The organism is Magnetospirillum sulfuroxidans (assembly GCF_018224925.1).
GTDB lineage: Bacteria > Pseudomonadota > Alphaproteobacteria > Rhodospirillales > Magnetospirillaceae > Magnetospirillum > Magnetospirillum sulfuroxidans.
This window is the reverse complement of the sequence record NZ_JAGTUF010000002.1, coordinates 155,024-175,607: the sequence shown is the minus strand read 5'-3', so window position 1 is coordinate 175,607 and position 20,584 is coordinate 155,024. Positions and strand designations below refer to the sequence as shown.

Here is a 20,584-nt window from a genome sequence, read left to right as displayed (position 1 = left end):
GGGATGAGACCGGTTTCGGTTCAGGCGAGGGCCGTTTCCTTTCGCGCCAATAATCCTTTCAGTTCACCCACGCAGGAACCGCAACCGGTCCCGGCTTTCAGCGCCGCGCCGATAGCGGCGACGCTGGAAACCTGGCCGCTGGCGATCAGGCGCTGGATGGTGTGCAGCCCGACGGAAAAGCAGGCGCAAATAATGGGGCCTTGGTCGGCTTGGCCACCAGGGGCCTTGCCGGCGAGGATGGCGGTGCGTTCGCTTCCGTCCTCCAAGGAGGTGCCGATCAGTCCGGCGACCCAAGCGCGGGCCATGTCCGGCCGGTCGGGGGCAATGAACAAGGCCGCGACCAATTTGCCATCGGTGATCCAGGCATAGCGGGCGATGCCGCGGGCGGCATCGACGATTTCCAGCCGATGGGGGCCGAAATGCTGGTCCAGGGCGTCGAGTTGGGCGGCGATCTGCGCGGGCGCGGTTCCGGCCATCTCCACCACTTGCGCCGGGCCTTGGCGATGGCGGCTCCACCATGGCGGCGTCAGCGGCGGCGGGGCCGCGCAGATCAACGCCCCAGCCCAGGTGGCGGCGAAAGGGGTCACCCGCACCGCCGCATGCTTGGATTCCGGCTGTCCCGATAGCGGATCGGTATGACCGGGCAATAGCCTGCCGACCAATCCTTGGGCAGCGAAGCAATCGTTCCAATGCATGGGTAAAAAGACGTGGCCGGGCTGTTGTTCCTGCGTCAGCCGGGCGCGGGCGATCATCTGGCCCAGACGGCTGCGGATCACGGCCAGGGCGCCGTCGGTCAGGCCCGCCTTGGCGGCGTCGTCGGGATGGATATCAAGCAGCGCCTCGGGCCGGTGCCCCGACAATCGGGGAGCCAGGGCGGTTCGGGTCAATGTGTGCCAGTGGTCGCGATACCGCCCGGTATTCAGGCGCAGCGGATAGCGAAGGCTGAGATTTTCCTTGGGCGGGCGATGGCTGACCGGGACCAAGACGGCACGGCCGTCGGCGGTATAAAAGCGGCCGTCGCCGAACATGCGCTTGCCGCCCCACTGGAATGGACGGAAGCGGTCGTAATCAAGGCTCAGGGCCTCGGACAGATCAAGGTCGCGGCTGCCGCCGTTTTCGAAGCCGGTCAGACGGGCATATTCGTCGAACACCTGTTGGGGGCCTGGCCAGGCGAAAGCCTGGCCGTGGCCAAGAACGCGGGCCACTTGCGCAACCGCCCACCAATTGGCGCGGGCCTCGCCGGCCGGGGACAGGAAGGGCGCCTGCCGGGAAATGGTGCGGTCGGAATTGGTCACCGTGCCGCTTTTTTCGCCCCAGGCATGGGCGGGCAGTTTGATATGGGCAAAGCGCAAGGTGTCGGTATCGGCGACGCCATCCGAGACGATAACCACCGGGCATTTGGCCAGGGCGCGGCGGACCAGATCGCTTTCGGGCAGGCTGACCGCCGGATTGGTGGCCATGATCCACACGGCCTTGACCTTGCCGGCGTCAATGGCGCGGAACAGTTCGACCGCCTTCAACCCTTCGGAGGTCGCCATTTTCGCCGCCTTCCAGAAGCGGCCGACGCGGTCGATGCTGACCGGGTCAAAACCCATATGGGCGGCCAGTTGGTTGGCCAGTCCGCCGACTTCGCGCCCCCCCATGGCGTTGGGCTGGCCGGTGACCGAGAACGGTCCCATGCCGGTATGGCCGATGCGGCCGGTGGCGAGATGAACGTTAAGGATGGCGCTGACCTTGTCGGTGCCGGCCGAGGATTGGTTGACCCCCTGGGAAAACACGGTGACCACCTTGCGGGTGGTGGCGAACAGGTCGAAGAAACGGGTCAGGTTGCCGCGATCCAGGCCGGTGACGGCGACATCGCCGGCCCGCGCCGCCGCCAAGGTTTCGCTGAAACCGGTGGTGTGGGCGTCGATAAAGGCGAAATCCAACGCGCCCGCCGCCTCGCAATGGGCCAGCAGCCCATTGAACAAGGCGACGTCCGAACCGGGGGCCAATGGCAGATGCAGATCGGCGATGTCGCAGCTATCGGTGCGGCGGGGGTCGATGACCACCACCTTGGTGCCGCGCAGGTCACGGGCTTTTTTCAGGCGTTGGAACAAGACCGGATGGCACCACGCCAGATTCGAGCCGACCAAAACCACCAGATCGGCGCGTTCAAGGTCTTCATAGCAGCCGGGGACGGTGTCAGAGCCAAAGGCGCGGCGGTGGCCGGCGACGGTGGACGCCATGCACAAGCGTGAATTGGTATCGACATTGGCGGTGCCGATGAAGCCCTTGGCCAGCTTGTTGGCGGCGTAATAATCCTCGGTCAGCAACTGACCGGACAGGTAAAAGGCAAAGGCGTCGGGGCCGTGCAGATCGGTGACGGCGCGGATACGCCCCGCCGTCTCGGTGATGGCGGTGTCCCAATCGCTGGGGCGGCCATCGACCACGGGCTGCAACAGCCGGGTTTCCAGGCCCAAGGTGTCGGCCAGGGTGGTGCCCTTGGAACACAGTCGGCCATAATTGGCCGGGTGTTCCGGGTCGCCCCGCACCGCCCAGCCAGCGGCGGACTTTTCGGCGATGATTCCACAGCCGGTGCCGCAATAGGGACAGGTGGTGCGGATGGGCTCAGCCATGGGCCACCGCGGCGACGGCGTCCAGGCCCAGCAGCAGGCGGCCGCCTTCGTCTTTGAGGGCCAAAGGGGTGGTGCAGCCTTCATCGGGGGCGTCGGCATGTCCGCTATTGAGGTCGATGACCCAATTATGCAGCGGACAGGCGACCTTGCGGCCCATGACGATGCCTTCCGACAAGGGGCCGTTCTTGTGCGGGCATTTGTTGATCAGGGCGAAGACTTCGTCCTCGGCGGTGCGGAACACCGCCACTTGCCCGAGCGCGGTTTCCACCGTGCGGGCGCCCAGGCGGGGAATGTCGGCGATGGTGCCGATATCGATCCAGTTGGTCATGTCAGCTCACCACCGCTAAGGATTGGAATTCATGGGCATCGACGCCGCCGCCGGCCCGTTCCGCCCACGGGTCGTCCTGGGCAAAGCTTTGGGCGAACAAGAAGCGGGCGTAGAGCGCCTTGCGGCCGGCATCGTCTTCAAGGATGCGCGCCTTGATATGGGCGAGGCCGACACGTTCCAGATAAGGGGCGGTGCGCTCCAGGTAATGACCTTCCTCGCGGTAGAGCTGCATGAAGGCGGCGGAATATTCCAGAACCTCGGCCTCGGTGGTCAGCCGGGTGAGCGGATCGGTCACCCGCACCTCGATGCCGCCATTGCCGCCGATGACCATGTCATAGCCGGCCTCGACGCAGATGATGCCGATATCCTTGATGGTGGCCTCGGCGCAATTGCGCGGGCACCCCGACACCGCCAGCTTGACCTTGTGCGGCGTCCACGATCCCCACATCATCTTTTCCAGTTTGATGCCCAGGGCGGTGGAATCCTGGGTGCCGAAGCGGCACCATTCCGACCCCACGCAGGTCTTGACCGTGCGCAGCCCCTTGGCGTAGCCGTGGCCGGAGACCAGCCCCGCCTGGTTGAGGTCGCCCCAGACGGCCGGCAGATCTTGCTTTTTCACCCCCAGCAGGTCGATGCGCTGACCGCCGGTGACCTTGACGGTGGGAATGTTGAACTTGTCGGCGACATCGGCGATGGCACGTAATTCGGCCGGGGTGGTGACGCCGCCCCACATGCGCGGAATGACCGAATAGGTGCCGTCTTTTTGGATGTTGGCGTGGACCCGTTCGTTGATGAAGCGCGAGCGGTAATCGTCAACGTATTCGCCCGGCCAGGCGCACAGCAGGTAATAATTCAGCGCCGGCCGGCATTTGGCGCAACCATCGGCGGTTTTCCAGCCCAGGGCCTCGCGCAAATCCGCCATGGTCTTGAGCCGCTGGTCAAGGATGGCATGGCGAACATGGTCGTGGCCGTGATCGGTGCATTTGCACATCACTTCCGGCGCGGCGGCGTCGGACCCGGTGACGAAGGACAAGATGGCCTGAACCGTCGGCGTGCACATGCCGCAACTGGCCGAAGCCTTGGTGTGGGCGCGCACTTCGTCCAGCGTGGTCAGACCCTTTTCACCGATGGCCTTGACGATGGCCCCCTTGGAGACGCCGTTGCAGCCGCACACCTGGGTGTCATCGGTCATGGCGGCGACATTCAGACCGGCCTTGCTTCCGCCGCAACAATCCTGATCGGCGAAGCCTTGGCCGAAGATCAGGCGGTCGCGCATCTCGGCGACGTCCTTGTTGCCCTTGATCAGGTCGAAATACCAGCCGCCATCGGCGACATCGCCATACAGGACGGCGCCCACCAGCCGGTTGCCGCGCACCACCAGCTTGCGGTAGACGCCCTTGGCGGCGTCACGGAACACCACTTCCTCGTCACCATCGTCTTCGGCCGCCAGCTTGCCGGCGGAAAACACGTCGATACCGGTGATCTTGAGACGGGTGGACAAAGCCGGGGTGACGTAGCTGGCGACGGTGTCCCCGGCCAATCGAGCGGCGCAGACCTTGGCCTGTTCCCAGATCGGCGCCACCAGGCCGAAGACTTGGCCGTTATGTTCGACGCATTCGCCCACCGCATAAATGTCGGGATCGCTGGTCGCCATGTCGTCGCCGACCAAGATGCCGCGATTGATGTCCACATCCGCCGCCTTGCCCATGTCGACATTGGGGCGGATGCCGATGGCGACGACCACCAGATCGCCGGGAACGGTGCGGCCATCGGCCAAGGCGACGCCCTCGGCCCGTTCGCTGCCGATGATCCGTTCGGTCTGGCCCGAGGTGAAGAAATGCAGGCCGCGCTCATCAAGGTCACGTTGCAGCAAGGTGCCGGCCTCGGTGTCCAATTGCCGTTCCATCAATGTCGGCATCAGATGCACCAGGGCAACGGGCATGCCGCGCCGTTTCAGGCCCCAGGCGGCTTCCAGGCCCAGCAGCCCGCCGCCGATGACCACGGCGCGCTGCTTGGCCTCGGCCGCCGCCAACATCTTGTCGATATCGGCGATATCGCGGAAGGTGACGATTCCGGGCAGGTCCAGGCCGGGCAGCGGCGGCATCAACGGCTTGGAGCCGGTGGCCAGCAACAGCTTGTCATAGGCGACGCGAAGGCCCGAGGCGGCGGTGACCGTCTTGGTCTTGGCGTCAATGCCGATGACGGCATCGCCCGCATGCAAGGTGATGGCGTTTTGCGTGTACCAGGCGCGTGGGTTGATGATGATGTCGTCGATCTGCTTTTCCCCGGCCAGTACCGAGGACAGCATGATGCGGTTGTAATTGGGGTGCGGTTCGGCGCCAAAAACGGTGATGTCATAGCGGACCGGGGCGCGGGCCAGCAATTCCTCGACCGTGCGCATGCCGGCCATGCCGTTACCGATGACGACCAGACGTTGGCGGGGGACAGAATTCATCACGAAAGTCCTTCTGCATGCTCGGGCTGCGCCGGAGTTTCAGAGCCTGGGGCGGGATCGAAGCGGACACCGCCCAACATCAGGTCCGGTCCCATGGCGATCGGGGCGGTGGCCTTGTCCAAAATCCAGGGTTGGGCATGGCCGCCTTCGCTTTTGTGGTCGATCAACGGCACCGGCAATCCCAGTTCCAGGGCGGCGAGGCGGAACAGGTCGGGGCGATAGACTTCCTCGGCGATGCGGCGAAGATCGACGCTGTGGCTCAATTGGCCCCAGCGCTGCATCTGGGTCAGGTACCACATGGCTTGGCTGCGCCAGGGGAAGTTGGCGCAATGGGCGGAAAAATGCGGCGCTTGCGGTCCGGTCAGGGCGGCGCGGGCGGTTTCCCGCGGGACGTTGACATAGGCCGGTTGGGCCATGATATCGGCGGTTTCGCCGCGATTGGCCTCGCACCACGAGGCGGCGGCGAGAACCGCCTTGATCAGGGCGTTATGGGTTTCGGGATGGCTGTCGGCCCAAGCGCGGGTGACGCCCAGCACCTTTTCCAGACGGCCGGCGAAGATGCTGTCCGAGGTGGCGACGATGGTGCCCAGATCCATGCTGGCGGCCAGCGACCCCCAAGGCTCGCCGACGCAAAAACCGGCGATGTTGCCGGCCGACATATGGCCGATCATCTGCGGCGGCGGCACCACGGTCAGGCGGACATCGCGGTCGGGATCAATGCCGGCGGCGGCCAGCCAAAAGCGCAATTCGTAATTATGGGTGGAAAACGGATAGACCATGGCGAAAGCCAAGGCCGGCCGGCCGGCCAGTTTGTCGTCGGCGATCACCTGCTTGAGAGCGGCGCCGGTCAGGCCGCCCTGTGCCAAGAGGCGATGACACAGCGCCGCCGACAAAGTGATGGTGTTGCCGCCCAGATTGAGGGCCAGGCCGGTGATCACCGGTTCGCGGATGGCCCCCAGACCCAAGCTCATGGACAGCGGCATGGGGGCGAGCATCTGGGCGCCGTCCAGGGCGCCGACGGCGACCTTGTCGCGGATATTGGCCCAACTGGGCTCGCGGCTGATATCCACGTCCAGGCCTTGTTCGGCGAAGAAGCCGCGTTCCTTGGCGACGACGATGGGGGCCGCGTCCATCAGCGGCACGATCCCCAGTTTCAGGCGGTTCAGTTCCAAAGTCATGGCGGTTTGTCCCTGATTCAGCCGGCTTTCGCCTGGGCGCCGTGTTCGTATTCATCCAAGAAGTTCAGAACTTCCTGGCGGTAGTGGTAATAGCGGGGATGATCCAGCAAGGCGCGGCGGGTGCGCGGACGCTCGATATCCACATCGACGATCTTGCCGATGCGGGCATGGGGGCCGTTGGTCATCATCACCACCCGGTCGGCCATCAAGATGGCCTCGTCGACGTCGTGGGTGACGCAGATGGCGGTGACCTTGGTCCGCGCCCACACTTCCATCAGCACTTCCTGCAATTCCCAGCGGGTCAGGCTGTCCAGCATGCCGAAGGGTTCGTCAAGCAGCAGCAGTTTCGGCGACAAGGCGAAGGCGCGGGCGATGCCGACGCGTTGCTTCATGCCGTTGGACATGTCGGCGGCGGGGCGATTAAGGGCATCGGCCAGACCGACGCGTTCCAGGTAATAGGTGACGATGTCGCGGCGTTCCGCCGGGCTGGCGTGGGGATAGACGCGGTCGACGCCCAGGGCGACGTTTTCCAGGGCGGTCAGCCAGGGAAACAGGCTGGGGGCCTGGAACACCACGGCGCGGTCGGGGCCGGCTTCGGTGACTTCGCGCCCATCCAAAATGATGCCGCCTTCCGATACCCCGGTCAGGCCGGCGGTCATGGTCAGCACGGTGGATTTGCCGCAGCCGGAATGGCCGATCAATGAAATGAATTCGCCCTGCTTCATCTTGAGATCGAACCCATCGACCACGGTCAGCGGTCCCTTGGCGGTGGGATAGATCTTTTTAAGCTGGGTGAATTCGAGATAGCGGTCGGGATTGTTGGCCCGGCCGGCCTGGGCATAGGCCTGGGGCGGTCGGTTGGCGGTGATCGGCAAGACGGCGGGAAGACTGGTCTTGCTGTCGCTGATGGCGGCCTTGCTTTCGATGCCGGCGGCCATCAGATAGGCGGTGATCTCGGCCCGCAGACGCTTGAAGGTTTCATCGGAATTGACGGCGGTGCGGTCGCGCGGGCGCGGCAGGTCGACGGTGAAGGCGGGGCCGAAGGTGGCGCCGGGGCCGGGGTTCAGGGGAATGACCCGGTCGGCCAGCAACAGGGCTTCGTCGACGTCGTTGGTGATCAGCACCACCGTCTTCTTGTCGCCGGACCAGATCGCCTCGATCTCGTCTTGCAACTTGGCCCGAGTGAGGGCGTCCAGGGCCGAAAGAGGTTCGTCCAGCAGCAGGATTTCCGGGCGCATGGCCAGGGCGCGGGCGACGGCGACACGCTGGCGCATACCGCCGGAAAGCTCGGCCGGGCGGCGGTCGGCGGCGTGGGCCAGGCCGACCATCTGGATATATTTGGCCACCATTTCCGCCCGTTCGGCCGCGCTTGCCTTGGGGGTGGTGGCGTTGACCGCCAGGGCGATGTTGCCTTGGACGGTCAGCCACGGCATCAGGGAATAGCTTTGAAACACCACGCCGCGATCAGCGCCGGGGCCGGTGATCTTTTTACCATGCAGCAGAATTTCGCCCTGATCGGGCTGGCTGAGGCCGGCCATCAACGACACCAAGGTGCTTTTGCCCGAACCGGAGAAACCAAGGATGGCGATGAATTCGCCTTCTTCGATGGCCAGGTCGATGCCGGCCAGGACATTGGTGCGGCCGAAGCTTTTGCCGACGCCCTTGAGTTCCAGAATTGCCATGACAATCGTCCTGATCAACGGGTGGCGGAGAAGGTGAACATGGATTGCAGCGCGAACATCAGCCGGTCGAGCAGGAAGCCGATGATGCCGATGCTGAAGACGGCGACCATGATCTTGGCCAGCGATTGCGACGAGCCGTTTTGGAACTCGTCCCACACGAACTTGCCGAGCCCTGGGTTCTGCGCCAGCATTTCGGCGGCGATCAGCACCATCCAGCCCACGCCCAGGGACAGCCGCAGGCCGGTGAAGATGTAGGGCAGCGACGACGGCAGCACCAACTTGCGCACGGTGGTGAACCAAGACAGGTTGAGCACGCGGCCGACATTCATCAGATCCTTGTCGATGGAGGCGACGCCGACGGCGGTGTTGATCAGGGTTGACCACAACGAGCACAAGGTCACGGTGATGGCGGAATTAAGGAAGCTTTTCTCGAATATGGGGGTGTCGCTGACGTAAAGGGCGCTGACCACCATGGTCACCAGCGGCAGCCAGGCCAGCGGCGAGACCGGCTTGAAAATCTGGATCAAGGGGTTCATCGCCGCCTGGGCGGTCTTGGACAGGCCGGACAGCACCCCCAGCGGCACGGCGATGATGGTGGCGAGCACGAAGCCCATGAAGACGGTCTGCAAGCTGGTCCAGATCTGATCCACATAGGTGGGCTTGCCGGTGTATTTGCGGATCTTGATTTCGGCGTGGGGATCCTCGCTCCGCAATTGGGCGTTGCGCTTGTCTTGGCGTTCGTAGAAGGCGTCCGCCTTGGCCCGTTCGGCCACATGGTCCTTGGCCAGAACCACCACCTGCTCCCACACCTGGGCCGGGCCGGGAATGGCGCCAAGCGAGGTCTGAACCTGTGGCGCCGCCACGCCCCAGGCCAACAAGAACAAGCCGATGGACAGCATGGGGATGCCCAGTTGACGCCACAGCTCGGCCGCTTGCTGACGCGGGGCGTCACCGATTGCCAGTCGGATCAGCGGGGCGACCCAGCCCAGACCGGCCACCGACAACATTGCGGCGATCTTCAGCAAGACGGGGACGATAACGGCGGTGGTGGGCTTGGGGGCCGGCGCATTGCCGGCGGCCTGGGAAAGGCTGGTCATGTCGTGTTGTCCTTTTTCGCGGCGGGGAAAGGGCGGGCGACGGCCCGCCCCCGGTCCGTTGCTTACTTGGCGATCACCTTGTTGCCGACCACGCTTTGAGCGCCCTTAAGGCCGATGGCGAAGTTCTTCAGGTAATCGTTGGGCTTTTTGCCGTCGAAGGTGATGGCGTCGATGAATTCATTGGTCGGCGCCCGATAGCCGTCAGAGCCAAAGGGGAAATCGGCGGCCTTGGCCTTGCCTTCGTCCACCAGCATCTTGGCGGCGCTCAGATAGATGTCGGGGCGATAGACGCTTTTGGCGGTGTCGGCGAACCAGGCATCGGGCTTGGCCTCGGCGATTTGTCCCCAGCGGCGCATCTGCGACAGGTACCACACCGCGTCCGAGTAATAGGGATAGGTGGCGTTGTAGCGAAAGAAGACGTTGAAATCGGGAACGTCGCGCTTGTCGCCCTTTTCATATTCAAAGGTGCCGGTCATGGAATTGGCGATCACCTTGGCGTCGGCGCCGACATATTCCGGCTTGGCCAGGATCTTGACGGCTTCGGCCCGATTGGCGTTGTTGTTTTCATCCAGCCATTGGCCGGCGCGGATCAGCGCCTTGACCACCGCCAGATGGGTGTTGGGGTTTTTGCTCGCCCAATCGGCGGTGACGCCGAACACTTTTTCCGGGTTGTTCTTCCAGATTTCGTAATCGGTGATCACCGGGACGCCGATGCCCTTGAAGACGGCGGCCTGGTTCCATGGCTCGCCGACGCAATAGCCGTTGATGGTGCCGGCTTCCAGGGTCGAGGGCATTTGCGGCGGCGGCGTCACCGACAACAGGGCGTCGGCGCCGATCTGGCCCGAGACGTTGTCGGGGCTGTAATAGCCCGGATTGATCCCGCCCGAGGCCAGCCAGTAACGCAATTCGTAATTATGGGTGGAGACCGGGAAGACCATGCCCATGTTAAAGGGCTTGCCGGCGGCCCGGTACTGGTCGATCACCTTCTTCAGCGCGTCGGCCTTGATCGGGTGCACAACCTTGCCGTCCTTGTCCTTGGCCAGGAACGGCTTCATCGCTTCCCACACATCGTTGGAAACGGTGATGCCGTTGCCGTTCAGGTCCATGGAAAAGGCGGTGACGACATGGGCCTTGGTGCCATAACCGATGGTGGCGCCCAGGGGCTGGCCGGCCAGCATGTGGGCACCGTCCAATTCGCCCGAGATCACCCGGTCGAGCAGAACTTTCCAATTGGCCTGCGGTTCCAGCGTGACGTACAGGCCTTCATCCTCGAAAAAGCCCTTTTCCTTGGCGATGGCCAGCGGCGCCATGTCGGTCAGTTTGATGAAGCCCAGCTTCAGCTCGTCCTTTTCCAGCTTCAAGGCGGCGGCGTCGGCGGCCAAGGGCGCCAATGCCGTCATGGCGGCGGCAAGGCCCAGGCCCAAAGCGGCGCGGCGGCTGAAAGTCATCGGAAACACCGTCTTGCTCGTCATGCTTTGCTTCCTTCGTGTGCAAAGGCCAAAAACAAAAACGGCGTTCCACGGGGCTGCGTACCCTCTGAATCCAGAGGAGCAATCCGTGGAACGCCGTTGTTCCTGGTTCTCGTCGGACGTCATCGCCCGGAAGAACCGTTATCTGATCTCGGTGCGCGGTCTTCTCGCCATTGAGACAACCACGTCGTCCCATCGTAAACGCAAGCGGCATGCCAATCGCGCAACGGCGGATTTTCAGGACTTTCAGGATTTGTGGATTTCCGCTGCGCACAAAAAATAAGCGTAAAGCCGACTTGTGATTAAAATACAAGCAATATGCGCCGTGATCGTCCGTTCGGCGACGAGAAGGCTTTGGCCGCGAGGCCCGATCCGCGAGCGCCGATGGGACAGGGGCGTGCCGCCGGTGGCGATTGTGCCATGCAGGGTTTTCGAGTTTTATTGCTGTCTGTTCATATAATTTTAGATAAAAGTGATCATTACAAATATTTTTAGTCAAGTGTTGTTGGTCTGTTTAATCTCATTCGCAGAATCTCTTTTTAATAATGATTGTAAAACGCAGAGTTGTTGATGCATACTTAGGTATCTGGTCGATTGTGTGGAGGCGGTTATGGGCGTGTCATTTTTTTCCGGTGCTGGTGCCGATGCATTGGCTAAAATCAAAGCCTTGGATACATCGCAGGCGATGATTGAATTCGCCATGGATGGGACCATTCTGACCGCGAACAGCAACTTCCTCGGCCTGATGGGCTATGACCTGTCCGAGGTCCAAGGGCGCAAGCATGCCATGTTCGTTGACGCCGCTTATGCGGAGAGCAAAGAATACATTCAGTTCTGGGAAGGGTTGCGTCAGGGTAGAGCCCAGGTCGCGCAATATAAGCGTATTGGTAAGGGTGGGCGTGAAGTCTGGATCGAAGGGTCGTATAATCCCATCTGTGACCGCAACGGCACGCCTTACAAGGTGGTCAAACTGGCCGTCGATGTGAGCCAGCAAAAGATGGATTTGGCCGACATGGGCGGCCAGGTGCAGGCTGTCTTGAAGTCGCAGGCGGTGATCAGCTTCGGTCTGGATGGCATTGTCGATGACGCCAATGACAATTTTCTCGGCGCCTTGGGCTATGGCATCGAAGAGATCAAGGGGAAGCACCATCGCATGTTCGTCGAACACGCTTATGCTGACAGCGCCGAATATAAGGAATTTTGGGCGGCCCTTAATCGCGGCGAATTTCAGCAGGCGCAGTATAAGCGAATCGGCAAAGGTGGGCGTGAGGTGTGGATCGAGGCGTCCTATAACCCGATCTTCGACATGAATGGCAAGCCGTTCAAAGTGGTTAAATTCGCGACCGACGTCACCGATCAGGTCAAGATGCTGGCCGATCTCAAGACGCTGATCGACGTTAATTTCGGCGAGATCGACGGCGCTTTGTCGCAATCCGAAACCAAGGCCAGTGGCGCCAATCTGGCGGCGGCGGATGCGTCGTCCAATGTGCAGATGGTCGCTTCGGCGGCCGAGGAACTGGCGGCCTCGATCACCGAAATCTCTTCATCCATGGCCAAGTCGCAGGCGGCGACCGAAGATGCCTTTCAGCAAGCCGCCGCCGCCGATGAAGCCACCGGGCGTCTGGCCGAGGCAACGTCGAACATGACCGGCATCGTCAGTCTGATCCAGGGCATTGCCAGCCAGATCAATTTGCTGGCGCTTAACGCCACGATCGAATCGGCGCGCGCGGGCGAGGCCGGCAAAGGCTTTGCCGTGGTTGCCAACGAGGTCAAGAATCTGGCCAATCAGGCGGCCAAGGCCACCGAGCAGATTTCCCGCGAGATTTCCGGCATGCAATCCATTTCCAACGACGTTGTTCTGGCGTTGAGCCAAATTCGCGGCGCCATCGGTCATGTCCAGGAATATGTGTCGGTGACCGCTTCGGCGGTGGAGGAACAGGCGGCGGTGACCCAAAGCATGTCGGCGAACATGCAAGGCGCGGCGTCGTCGGTGTCGACCATTTCGGAAAATATCGACGAGATTTCGGTGGCGGTGCAGCAAGTCGGCCAAGCGGTGCAAAAGACCAAGGGAGCCGCCAGCGTGCTGGCGCGCTGAGCCGGCAATGCCTTATGCCGCCCGGCCCTTGGGGCCTAAGACCAAATCCCTTGGGTTTCACTCACGGGGATTGGGTCTTAGCCGAGGAGCTCGGCCGCTTCGATAATCTTGTTGGCGATGTCGATCAGGCGCAGTTTTTGGTCCATGGACATGCGCCGCATCAGCCGATAAGCCTCGTCCTCATCGACCTTGCGGCGTTTCATCAAGATGCCCTTGGCTTTTTCCACCAATTTGCGTTCGGCCAAGGTGGTGCGAGCCTTGTCCAATTCCAGGCGTAATTCCTGAAATTGGGCGAAGCGGGCGATAGCGACGTCAATGACCGGGCGGACCCGGTCGGGTTTAAGGCCATCGACCACGTAAGCGGCGACCCCGGCGTTGATGGCGGCCTTGATGGTTTCCGGTTTGCCGTCCTGGGCGAACATGACCACCGGCCGCCGTTGTTCCATGGTGACGCGGCGCATGTCTTCAAGCGTGTCGCGGTCGGGGCTGTCGATATCGACGATGACGACGTCGGCGGCCAGTTCAGCCAATTTGCGGGGCAAATCGGCGCCGGTGGCGCAGGTGGCGACGACGATAAAGCCGGCGCCTTCCAGTGCATGACGCACTGAACTGGCGCGGTCGGCTTCGTCGTCAACCACGATCACACGCAGGCTCATGCCTGGGACTCCGTCAATTCGCCATGGGTGACGCAAAGGGCGTGCCAATAAGGTTTCTAGGATACCTCAATGGCTTGGCGGCGGAACCAAGGACAGGGAGCCTAAACTTTGGGCAGCTCAGTCGCGAAAATTGACGAATTGCAGCGGCTGGTCCACCTCTTGCTGGCGGATCAAAGCGATGACTTCCTGCAACTCATCGCGCTTTTTGCCGGTGATGCGCAGTTCGTCGCCCTGGATCGAGGCCTGAACCTTGATCTTGCTGTCCTTGATCGCCTTGATCAGGGTCTTGGCCACGTCTTGGGCGATCCCTTCTTTGACGGTGACTTCATGGCGCAGGGCATTGCCCGAGGCCTTTTCCGGCGTCTTGCTGAAATCCAAAGCCTTGGGATCGACCTTGCGGCGGGTGAAATAGACTTTCAGGAAGTCATGCATCTGCGACAGCTTGGAATTGTCGTCGGCCAGGATGGTGATGACCTGCTCTTTCCGCTCCAGGCTGCATTTAGCCCCTTTGAAATCAAAGCGGGTGCCGATTTCGCGTTCGATCCCGGCGATGGCGTTGTCCACTTCGGCCATGTCGGTCTTGGAAACAATGTCGAAGGAAGGCATGGGAACCCCAAAAATGAAACATTGATCCCCTTGGTTTAGCCGATGGCGGCCTGTGTGGCTAGTCCCGTGAAAGGTCTTCAATTCAACGATAATATATACTAATGTATGGGGCATAGCAAAGGGGCTTAGGATGAATTGCATATCCCAGATGGACGCTTCGTGTCTGACCTTTCACCTTGATGGCAGATTGACGTTTCGCGACTCGATTGCGTTCGAAGCGGTGATCGCCCAGATCTCCGAATGCGGATTGCCGTGGGTCCGCATTGATCTGACGAATCTGGATTATCTGGATTCATATGGCATCGGCATGATCGCCCTGGCCCAGGGGGCAGCCAGTCTTGCCGGCGCACGACTGGAATTGGTGAATGCCCGTGATGCGGTGGCCGAGGTGCTGGAGCAGATTTCCTTTGAATTCATCACCCTGACGGCGGAAGAGGGCGGTTTACGGATTTCACCATTGCACTGTGTCGGCCGGCAAGCGCGGGTTGCCTTGGCCGGGAATTTTGTTGTCAAGGATCAGGGCTGCTTTTTGCCGGTGATCCAATCCGTGATTTCAGGTGATTTCAGTCACTTAACCATCGACATGGGGCAGTTGCGCTTCATCGATTCCATCGGGGTGTCCTTGATCATGACGGCGGCCGATGAGGCCCGGAAAGTGGGCAAGGAACTGGTGTTGGGCAATCCACAAGGCGCCGTCCGTGAATTACTGCGCCTGACCGCCATAGACACGGTAATCCGGGTCAGCTAAGGCCAAATCCCGATGAGTGAAACGCATGGGGATTTGGTTAGCCCCCAGGGGCCGCGCGGCTTGAGGTTCCCGATGATCGGTTCTGATCCGCGGGATCCGAGAAGGCGGCCGTCAGGAAACGTTGCTTAGCTGGTGCAGGATTTTGCGGAATTCGGGGATGTCGAGCGGCTTGCGCAGATAGCGCAGAAAGCCGGCCTTCATGCCATTGCGAATGGTGTCGGGCATGACGTCGGCGGACAAGGCGACAACCGGGATCGGGCGCAACTCGGGATCGGCTTTCATTCGCATCACCGCTTCGATGCCGTTGATGCCGGGCAGGTTGATATCCATGATCACCAACCCTGGCTTGTACTGTCGGGCCAGGATCAAGCCCTCTTCGGCGCTGGTCGCGGTCAGCAGCCGGCATCGACAGCACGAATCCTGGGCGATGATCTCTTCCATCAATTCGATGTTCGAGGGATTGTCCTCGATGTAGAGCAAGGTGAGCTGACAGGTGGAGCCTGTCGGCAGGGTCGCCTCGGCCGAGATCTGGAGGCCGGCGGCGTCTGACTGGCGGGCGGCGCGGGGGATTTCCAGCCAGAAGGTGGTGCCGAGGTTTTCTTGGGTGAAAAAGTCGATCTGCCCGCCCATGGCTTCCACCAGCATTTTCGAGATGGTCAGGCCGATGCCGGTGCCTTCGACGCTGGAGGCTTCGGCCCCCAGGCGCGAGAAGGGGGTGAAAACTTCACTGCGGCGTTTTTCCGGAATGCCGATGCCGCTGTCGCTGACGGCGATGCGGACCGGTCCAGTCTCGCCGTGGCTGATGGAAAAACGCACGGTGCCGCCGGTCCGGTTATATTTCACCGCATTGCTGGCCAGATTGATCAGCACTTGCTTTAAGCGGGTGAAATCGGCCTCGAGGATCGGGGCCGATTGAGCGGAAATTTCGTCGATCAGGGTCACCTTTCGCCGCTCGGCCATGGTGGCGATCATCGGCATGATGTCGGCCATCACCCGTTGAAGCTGCACCCGTTCAAAGGATAGCGACAGCCGCCCGGCCTCGATGCGGGCCATGTCGAGGATGTCGTTGACCAGATTGAGCAGGTGGTTGCCGCTTTTGAGGATGCTGTCGGCATAAAAGCGTGGCCGTTCCCCCAGATTGTCGCGGTCGGAATTGACCAACAATTGGGCGAAACCGAGAATGGCATTCATCGGCGTGCGCAATTCATGGCTCATGGAGGACAGGAATTCCGATTTGGCCAAGCTGGCCGCTTCGGCCGAACGCTTGGCTTGACGCAATTCCTCCTCGCCGTCGCGGCGGCTGGTGGCGTCTTCCTCGACGGCAACGAAATGGGTGATCGATCCGGCGGCGTCGGTGACGGGGGAAATGGTGGCCGACACCCAAAGCGGCGATCCGTCGCGGCGACGGTTGCAAAACATGCCGGACCAGGTTTGCCCCGCCAGGATGGTCGGCCACAAGGTACTGGCCGGGGGCGACAAATCCCGATGCCGCAACATCGAGGGCGGCTTGCCGATGATATCGGGCAGCTCAAAGTCAGTCGCCTTGAAAAATGCCGGATTGGCGTATTCGATCAATCCGTTGACATCGGTGATCAGCACCATGGTGCCGGAATATTCCAAGGCGTTGCGCAACACCCGCGCCAGGGTCTGGTGTTCCTGACGTTCCTTGATTTCAGCGTCAAGTACCGCGCTTTGGCTTTGTACCTGTTGGTGCAACGAGGTGTTGAGATGCTCCAATTGCTTGAGCAAAAGCCATTGTCGCCGGCCACTGTAAATGGAGGTGGCGATCATGATCGTCATCAGGGCCAGCAACAAACCGGCTTCGCGCCACAAATCAATGAAGAATTCAGCGGTCGGGGCGGCCACAACCACCCGCAACGGAACGCCGGCCACCGCCGAGGTGGTGACCAGATGGGCGGTGCCGTCAATCTCGACCGCGCGCAATCGTTCCGGGCTTGCGCGCGCGGCCAAGATGGGGTCGATCATGGCGATGTTGCGGCCGATCATCTCGGCCCGCCAGGGGGCGGCGGCAAGGATGGTGCCGTCGTCGCGGATGATCCAGGCGATGCCGTCGGGTTTGATGCGGGCGGTTTCCAACGGGCGTTGGATTTCGTCCATGGACAGCATGCGGACCAATCCGCTGAAAGCCGCCGAGGATACCCGCAGCGACAGCGGCCATTGCGGCATTCCCGTCGCGGGGTTGATAACGGGGGTGCCGGGAAAGGCGGCGCCGGCCTCAAGTTGGGACAGAACGCGGGCATAGTCGCGATCAGAGACGTCGATGGCGGTGGTCTGGCCAATGGCGCTTTGTCGCAATTGGTGGTCGATGGTCAAGATCAGCGGCGATTGTATCGGCTGATCCGCCCCCCCTGATCGCAGCGATTCACTGGCGATCTCGAATGTTTTGGCGACATTGAGCGTGGTGGCCCTGATCAGGGCGGAAAGGGTCGCCTGAGCCGAAATCTGCTTGTCGCTGTATTCTCCCGCCAGCCACACCACCCCCCCCAGCAGAACCGCCACGTTCATGGCAACGACTGGAATAATCGTCTGGATGCGGGATTTGCGCAGGGTCAGGGGCATTCTTCCGTCTAGATTTCTTAGGACAAAAGGGTTCCACCGAAAGGCGGAGACTGATCTTACATAGTGATGAGCTGGCCGTCTTCATCTTTACAATGTCGGATTTTTCGTACGCACTATGCATTGTGTCCCTTTCTCAAGGCTTTTGCCCCGTCATGTCCGTGAAGCTTCCTTCCGCCAGTTCCGCCACCGTTCGGGCCTTGACCGTGCGGACCTTGGTGTTGGTGATGGGGTTGGCGACGCTGTTGGCGGCGGCGATGATTGTCTTGATTGTCAACATGGCGGGGTTGAACGAAGAGGCCGAGGCGTTGCAGCGGGTCGGCGGTCAACGGATGATGGCCCAGCGCGCCGCCCTGCTGGTCAGCAAACTGGGGCAGCCGGGCACCACGGCGCTGGCGCGCCAGCGTTACCGCAACGAACTGGAGCAGGTGGCGGAACATTTGCGCGACGATGCCCGCTGGTTGATCGACAACCCCGATGTCCCGGCCGAGGTGGCCAGCCTTTATGCCACCGCCTGGGATGGCGAAGCCGGGGTGATGGTCCGGTTTCAGACGATTCTGCAAGCCTTTCTGGACGGTAAGGATAAGGGCAACAATCTTAATCACCGCGAGGCCATGCTGTTTAATGAAGAGGCGGCAAGCCGCTATCGGCAACATGCCACGGCCGAACTTGATCAACTCAAGGCGGTTGCGGTCGCAGCCTTTGGCGTGTTGTGGGGGGGATTGGGGCTTTTGTATCTGCTGGCTCTGCGCCCGGCCATCGCCGAGGTCCGGCTTCAGGTTCGTCGGCAGGCGGCATTGGAAGATGCGATTGTTCAAAGTGGCCATGGCGTTTTATTGCTGGATCGCCACGGCGCGATCAGCTTCGCCAATGCCTATGCCGAAGATCTGACCGAATATGGGGGCGGGACGCTGATCGGCCTGGGATTGGGCCAGGTGCTGTTTTCCGCTTATGGCGAAGATACCGCCGACATCATCATGGAAACGGCCTCTCGCACCACCTGGCGGGGGGATGTGCGGATCATTCGCCGCTCGGGGGCGATGATCTGGGCGGAAATGGTGGTCTCGGCGGCGGCTTCGGAAGGTGGCTATTTGGTCATCATCTTCGACGCCACCCAGCGGCGCGAGGCCGAGGCCAAGCTTCGTCAGGCGCGGGAACGTTTGGCCGCCGCCATCGAGACGGTGGATGACGGCTTCGCCTTGTTCGATGCGGAAGAACGCCTTGTTCTATGCAATCGCACGTTCATCAATCAGGTGCCGCAATTGGAGCCCTGGATCGTTCCCGGCGTCAGTGTCGCCAGTTTGCTGGTGCATACCTGGAAATTGGGATTGGTGGACACCGAATTGCCTTTGGATCAGTTCACCACCTTGCGGTTGGCGCAGTTCCGTTCCGGGCAAGGACAAAGCGAGTGGCGGCTGAGCAATGGCCGCACGCTGCGCAGCACCGAGCGTCGCACGCCCGAAGGGGGCCGGGTGTCGGTGATCGCCGACGTCAGCGCCGCCAACGCTCATCGCGATCAATTGCGCCAGGCCTTGGAACAGGCCGAGGCCGCCAACCGCAGCAAGACCGTGTTCTTGTCGTCCATGAGCCATGAATTCCGCACCCCCTTGAACGCGATTCTCGGCTTCGCCCAATTGCTGGATGCCACCGCCGACGGGCAATTCGGCCCCAGCCAGCGGCGTTCGGTTGGCCATATCCTGCGTTCGGGCCAGCACCTGGCCGACTTGATCGGTCAGGTGCTGGAATTGGCCGATCTGGAATCGGGCAAGATTCAACTCAATGTCGAACGTTTCGATCTGGCGGCGGTGGCCTTGGACTGTGCCGGCCGCGTGGCCGAGCGGGTCCGGATGGCAATGCTTGAGATGCGGCTGACGGGGTGTGAGGGGCCGGTTGCGGTGAGCGGCGATCCGGTCCGCATGGCCGAAGTGATTGACCATCTCTTGTCCAACGCCATCAAGTTCAACCATTCCGGCGGCAGCGTCGAATTGACGGTGCATCGCGCCGGCGACGGCAAGATACGGCTGACGGTGACGGATAGCGGCTGTGGGATCGCCGCCGCGCTTCAGTCGCAGGTGTTTCAGCCCTTTAACCGATTGGGGGCCGAAGGGTCGAATATCGAGGGGGCGGGGATCGGTCTGGTCATCTCGCGCACGTTGATCGAGCGGATGGGCGGGACCATCGGCTTTTCCAGCGTCGCGGGGCAGGGCAGCAGTTTCTGGGTCGAATTGGCGGCGCTGCCGTCTGCGCAGGATGGGGCTGGTTGTGTCGGGCGGGTGCTGTATGTCGAGGCGCATGCGCCGAACCGCGCTGTTATTAATCAGGTGGCCGAGGCCAATTCCGGCTTGGACGTCACGGTTGTCAGCGATCCGGCCTTGGCCGGGCGTCTGGCCATGACGGCGCAGCCGGCTTTCGATCTGGTCATCGTCGATATGGTTCCGCCGGGCAGCGCCGGGTTGGAATTGTGCCGGTCCTTACGGCAAGAGCCGGCGACCCGTTTCCTCCCGGTCGTGGCCTTTAACGCGATAAACCAAGAGGGCGAGGCGCTGCGGCTGGCGGCCCTGGGCTTTGACGCCCATTTGGGGGCAAGCGCCGACGCCACGGCGCTTACGTCGCTGATCCGCCGCTATTGTCGACCAGGCTGATCATGGTCGCCAGCATCGAAGCGATCAGGGTGTGTGTTCCCTCTTCGCTTTCGGCCCACACATCCGAGCGGACCACGGTCAAGGTGCGGCCGGGCTTGAGCACTTCGGCGCGGGCGATGAAGGCCTTGCCGGCGGCTGGGTTCATCAGGTTGATCTTGAATTCGGTGGACAGCACCTCGGCCGTTTCCGGCATCAGCGACAGGGCGGCATAGCCGGCGGCGGTGTCGGCGATGGTGGTGGTGATCCCGGCATGGACAAAGCCGTGTTGCTGGCACAGATCGTCGCGTTTGGGCAAAATCACCTCGCAGCGTCCTGGCTCGACCAGACCCAGGCGGGCGCCGATGGTGTGCATCAGCGTCTGTTTGGCGAAATTCTCAGTGACCCGACGATGATAATTCGAGTCCTTGGGGGTGAAGCCGGTCATGGCCCGCCT

Annotated in this window: 15 protein-coding genes; 4 read left to right on the top strand and 11 right to left on the bottom strand. The window is 61.9% G+C overall.

Annotation, left to right across the window (positions count from 1 at the left end; translation table 11 throughout):
* Positions 1 to 20 precede the first annotated feature (20 nt).
* The 7 genes from KEC16_RS04760 to KEC16_RS04730 all read right to left on the bottom strand — a co-directional run bounded on the left by KEC16_RS04760 (position 21) and on the right by KEC16_RS04730 (position 10,830).
* Complete coding sequence (locus KEC16_RS04760; protein ID WP_211546528.1) at positions 21 to 2,618, bottom strand: nitrate reductase; 2,598 nt, start codon at positions 2,616 to 2,618, stop codon at positions 21 to 23.
* The gene (nirD, locus tag KEC16_RS04755) at positions 2,611 to 2,946 is read right to left on the bottom strand and encodes a nitrite reductase small subunit NirD (protein ID WP_211546527.1); all 336 of its coding nucleotides are present in this window, start codon (positions 2,944 to 2,946) and stop codon (positions 2,611 to 2,613) included. The genes KEC16_RS04760 and nirD overlap by 8 nt, the downstream gene beginning before the upstream one ends.
* Position 2,947: 1 nt before the next feature.
* Entirely contained in the window at positions 2,948 to 5,401 is a 2,454-nt protein-coding gene (gene nirB / locus KEC16_RS04750; RefSeq protein WP_211546526.1) for a nitrite reductase large subunit NirB, read from the bottom strand.
* Positions 5,401 to 6,579: a CmpA/NrtA family ABC transporter substrate-binding protein gene (locus KEC16_RS04745; RefSeq protein WP_211546525.1), complete on the bottom strand. Its 1,179-nt coding sequence runs from the start codon at positions 6,577 to 6,579 to the stop codon at positions 5,401 to 5,403. Before KEC16_RS04745 ends, nirB begins: the two co-directional genes overlap by 1 nt.
* A 17-nt stretch (positions 6,580 to 6,596) precedes the next feature.
* Entirely contained in the window at positions 6,597 to 8,261 is a 1,665-nt protein-coding gene (locus tag KEC16_RS04740; protein ID WP_211546524.1) for an ABC transporter ATP-binding protein, read from the bottom strand.
* A gap of 14 nt (positions 8,262 to 8,275) precedes the next feature.
* Positions 8,276 to 9,358, bottom strand: coding sequence for an ABC transporter permease (locus KEC16_RS04735; protein WP_211546523.1), 1,083 nt, complete (start codon positions 9,356 to 9,358; stop codon positions 8,276 to 8,278).
* 62 nt (positions 9,359 to 9,420) lie between these two features.
* Positions 9,421 to 10,830 (bottom strand): CmpA/NrtA family ABC transporter substrate-binding protein, encoded by a 1,410-nt coding sequence (locus tag KEC16_RS04730; protein ID WP_211546522.1) that lies wholly within the window; start codon positions 10,828 to 10,830, stop codon positions 9,421 to 9,423.
* A gap of 85 nt (positions 10,831 to 10,915) precedes the next feature.
* Here KEC16_RS04730 and KEC16_RS04725 point away from each other — a divergent pair, with 85 nt between their 5' ends.
* The gene (locus KEC16_RS04725) at positions 10,916 to 11,110 is read left to right on the top strand and encodes a hypothetical protein (protein WP_211546521.1); all 195 of its coding nucleotides are present in this window, start codon (positions 10,916 to 10,918) and stop codon (positions 11,108 to 11,110) included.
* Positions 11,111 to 11,437: 327 nt separating this feature from the next.
* Positions 11,438 to 12,922, top strand: coding sequence for a methyl-accepting chemotaxis protein (locus KEC16_RS04720; protein WP_211546520.1), 1,485 nt, complete (start codon positions 11,438 to 11,440; stop codon positions 12,920 to 12,922).
* 77 nt (positions 12,923 to 12,999) lie between these two features.
* Here the strand turns inward: KEC16_RS04720 and KEC16_RS04715 are convergent, their stop codons facing one another.
* Together KEC16_RS04715 and KEC16_RS04710 are read right to left on the bottom strand one after the other, a co-directional pair.
* Complete coding sequence (locus KEC16_RS04715; protein ID WP_249208778.1) at positions 13,000 to 13,578, bottom strand: ANTAR domain-containing response regulator; 579 nt, start codon at positions 13,576 to 13,578, stop codon at positions 13,000 to 13,002.
* Positions 13,579 to 13,695: 117 nt separating this feature from the next.
* Complete coding sequence (locus KEC16_RS04710; protein WP_211546519.1) at positions 13,696 to 14,184, bottom strand: YajQ family cyclic di-GMP-binding protein; 489 nt, start codon at positions 14,182 to 14,184, stop codon at positions 13,696 to 13,698.
* A gap of 130 nt (positions 14,185 to 14,314) precedes the next feature.
* On the opposite strand from KEC16_RS04710, the gene KEC16_RS04705 reads away from it, so the two are divergent.
* On the top strand, positions 14,315 to 14,932 hold the full coding sequence (locus tag KEC16_RS04705; protein WP_211546518.1) for an STAS domain-containing protein: 618 nt from the start codon (positions 14,315 to 14,317) through the stop codon (positions 14,930 to 14,932).
* Positions 14,933 to 15,043: 111 nt separating this feature from the next.
* On the opposite strand, the gene KEC16_RS04700 is transcribed toward KEC16_RS04705, so the two are convergent.
* Complete coding sequence (locus KEC16_RS04700; protein WP_211546517.1) at positions 15,044 to 17,512, bottom strand: ATP-binding protein; 2,469 nt, start codon at positions 17,510 to 17,512, stop codon at positions 15,044 to 15,046.
* A gap of 152 nt (positions 17,513 to 17,664) precedes the next feature.
* On the opposite strand from KEC16_RS04700, the gene KEC16_RS04695 reads away from it, so the two are divergent.
* A complete protein-coding gene (locus tag KEC16_RS04695; RefSeq protein ID WP_211546516.1) occupies positions 17,665 to 20,151 on the top strand; it encodes a hybrid sensor histidine kinase/response regulator in 2,487 nt (828 codons plus the stop codon).
* Here the strand turns inward: KEC16_RS04695 and KEC16_RS04690 are convergent.
* Positions 20,114 to 20,575: a PaaI family thioesterase gene (locus KEC16_RS04690; protein WP_211546515.1), complete on the bottom strand. Its 462-nt coding sequence runs from the start codon at positions 20,573 to 20,575 to the stop codon at positions 20,114 to 20,116. The genes KEC16_RS04695 and KEC16_RS04690 overlap by 38 nt on opposite strands.
* Between the last annotated feature and the right edge of the window lie 9 nt (positions 20,576 to 20,584).

What these genes read in the sequence shown, in the direction of transcription:
- KEC16_RS04760 (WP_211546528.1), bottom strand. Translation starts at nt 2,618, where the DNA reads ATGGCTGAGCCCATCCGCACCACCTGTCCCTATTGCGGCACCGGCTGT.
- nirD (WP_211546527.1), bottom strand. Translation starts at nt 2,946, where the DNA reads ATGACCAACTGGATCGATATCGGCACCATCGCCGACATTCCCCGCCTG.
- nirB (WP_211546526.1), bottom strand. Translation starts at nt 5,401, where the DNA reads ATGAATTCTGTCCCCCGCCAACGTCTGGTCGTCATCGGTAACGGCATG.
- KEC16_RS04745 (WP_211546525.1), bottom strand. Translation starts at nt 6,579, where the DNA reads ATGACTTTGGAACTGAACCGCCTGAAACTGGGGATCGTGCCGCTGATG.
- KEC16_RS04740 (WP_211546524.1), bottom strand. Translation starts at nt 8,261, where the DNA reads ATGGCAATTCTGGAACTCAAGGGCGTCGGCAAAAGCTTCGGCCGCACC.
- KEC16_RS04735 (WP_211546523.1), bottom strand. Translation starts at nt 9,358, where the DNA reads ATGACCAGCCTTTCCCAGGCCGCCGGCAATGCGCCGGCCCCCAAGCCC.
- KEC16_RS04730 (WP_211546522.1), bottom strand. Translation starts at nt 10,830, where the DNA reads ATGACGAGCAAGACGGTGTTTCCGATGACTTTCAGCCGCCGCGCCGCT.
- KEC16_RS04720 (WP_211546520.1), top strand. Translation starts at nt 11,438, where the DNA reads ATGGGCGTGTCATTTTTTTCCGGTGCTGGTGCCGATGCATTGGCTAAA.
- KEC16_RS04715 (WP_249208778.1), bottom strand. Translation starts at nt 13,578, where the DNA reads ATGAGCCTGCGTGTGATCGTGGTTGACGACGAAGCCGACCGCGCCAGT.
- KEC16_RS04710 (WP_211546519.1), bottom strand. Translation starts at nt 14,184, where the DNA reads ATGCCTTCCTTCGACATTGTTTCCAAGACCGACATGGCCGAAGTGGAC.
- KEC16_RS04705 (WP_211546518.1), top strand. Translation starts at nt 14,315, where the DNA reads ATGAATTGCATATCCCAGATGGACGCTTCGTGTCTGACCTTTCACCTT.
- KEC16_RS04700 (WP_211546517.1), bottom strand. Translation starts at nt 17,512, where the DNA reads ATGCCCCTGACCCTGCGCAAATCCCGCATCCAGACGATTATTCCAGTC.
- KEC16_RS04695 (WP_211546516.1), top strand. Translation starts at nt 17,665, where the DNA reads ATGTCCGTGAAGCTTCCTTCCGCCAGTTCCGCCACCGTTCGGGCCTTG.
- KEC16_RS04690 (WP_211546515.1), bottom strand. Translation starts at nt 20,575, where the DNA reads ATGACCGGCTTCACCCCCAAGGACTCGAATTATCATCGTCGGGTCACT.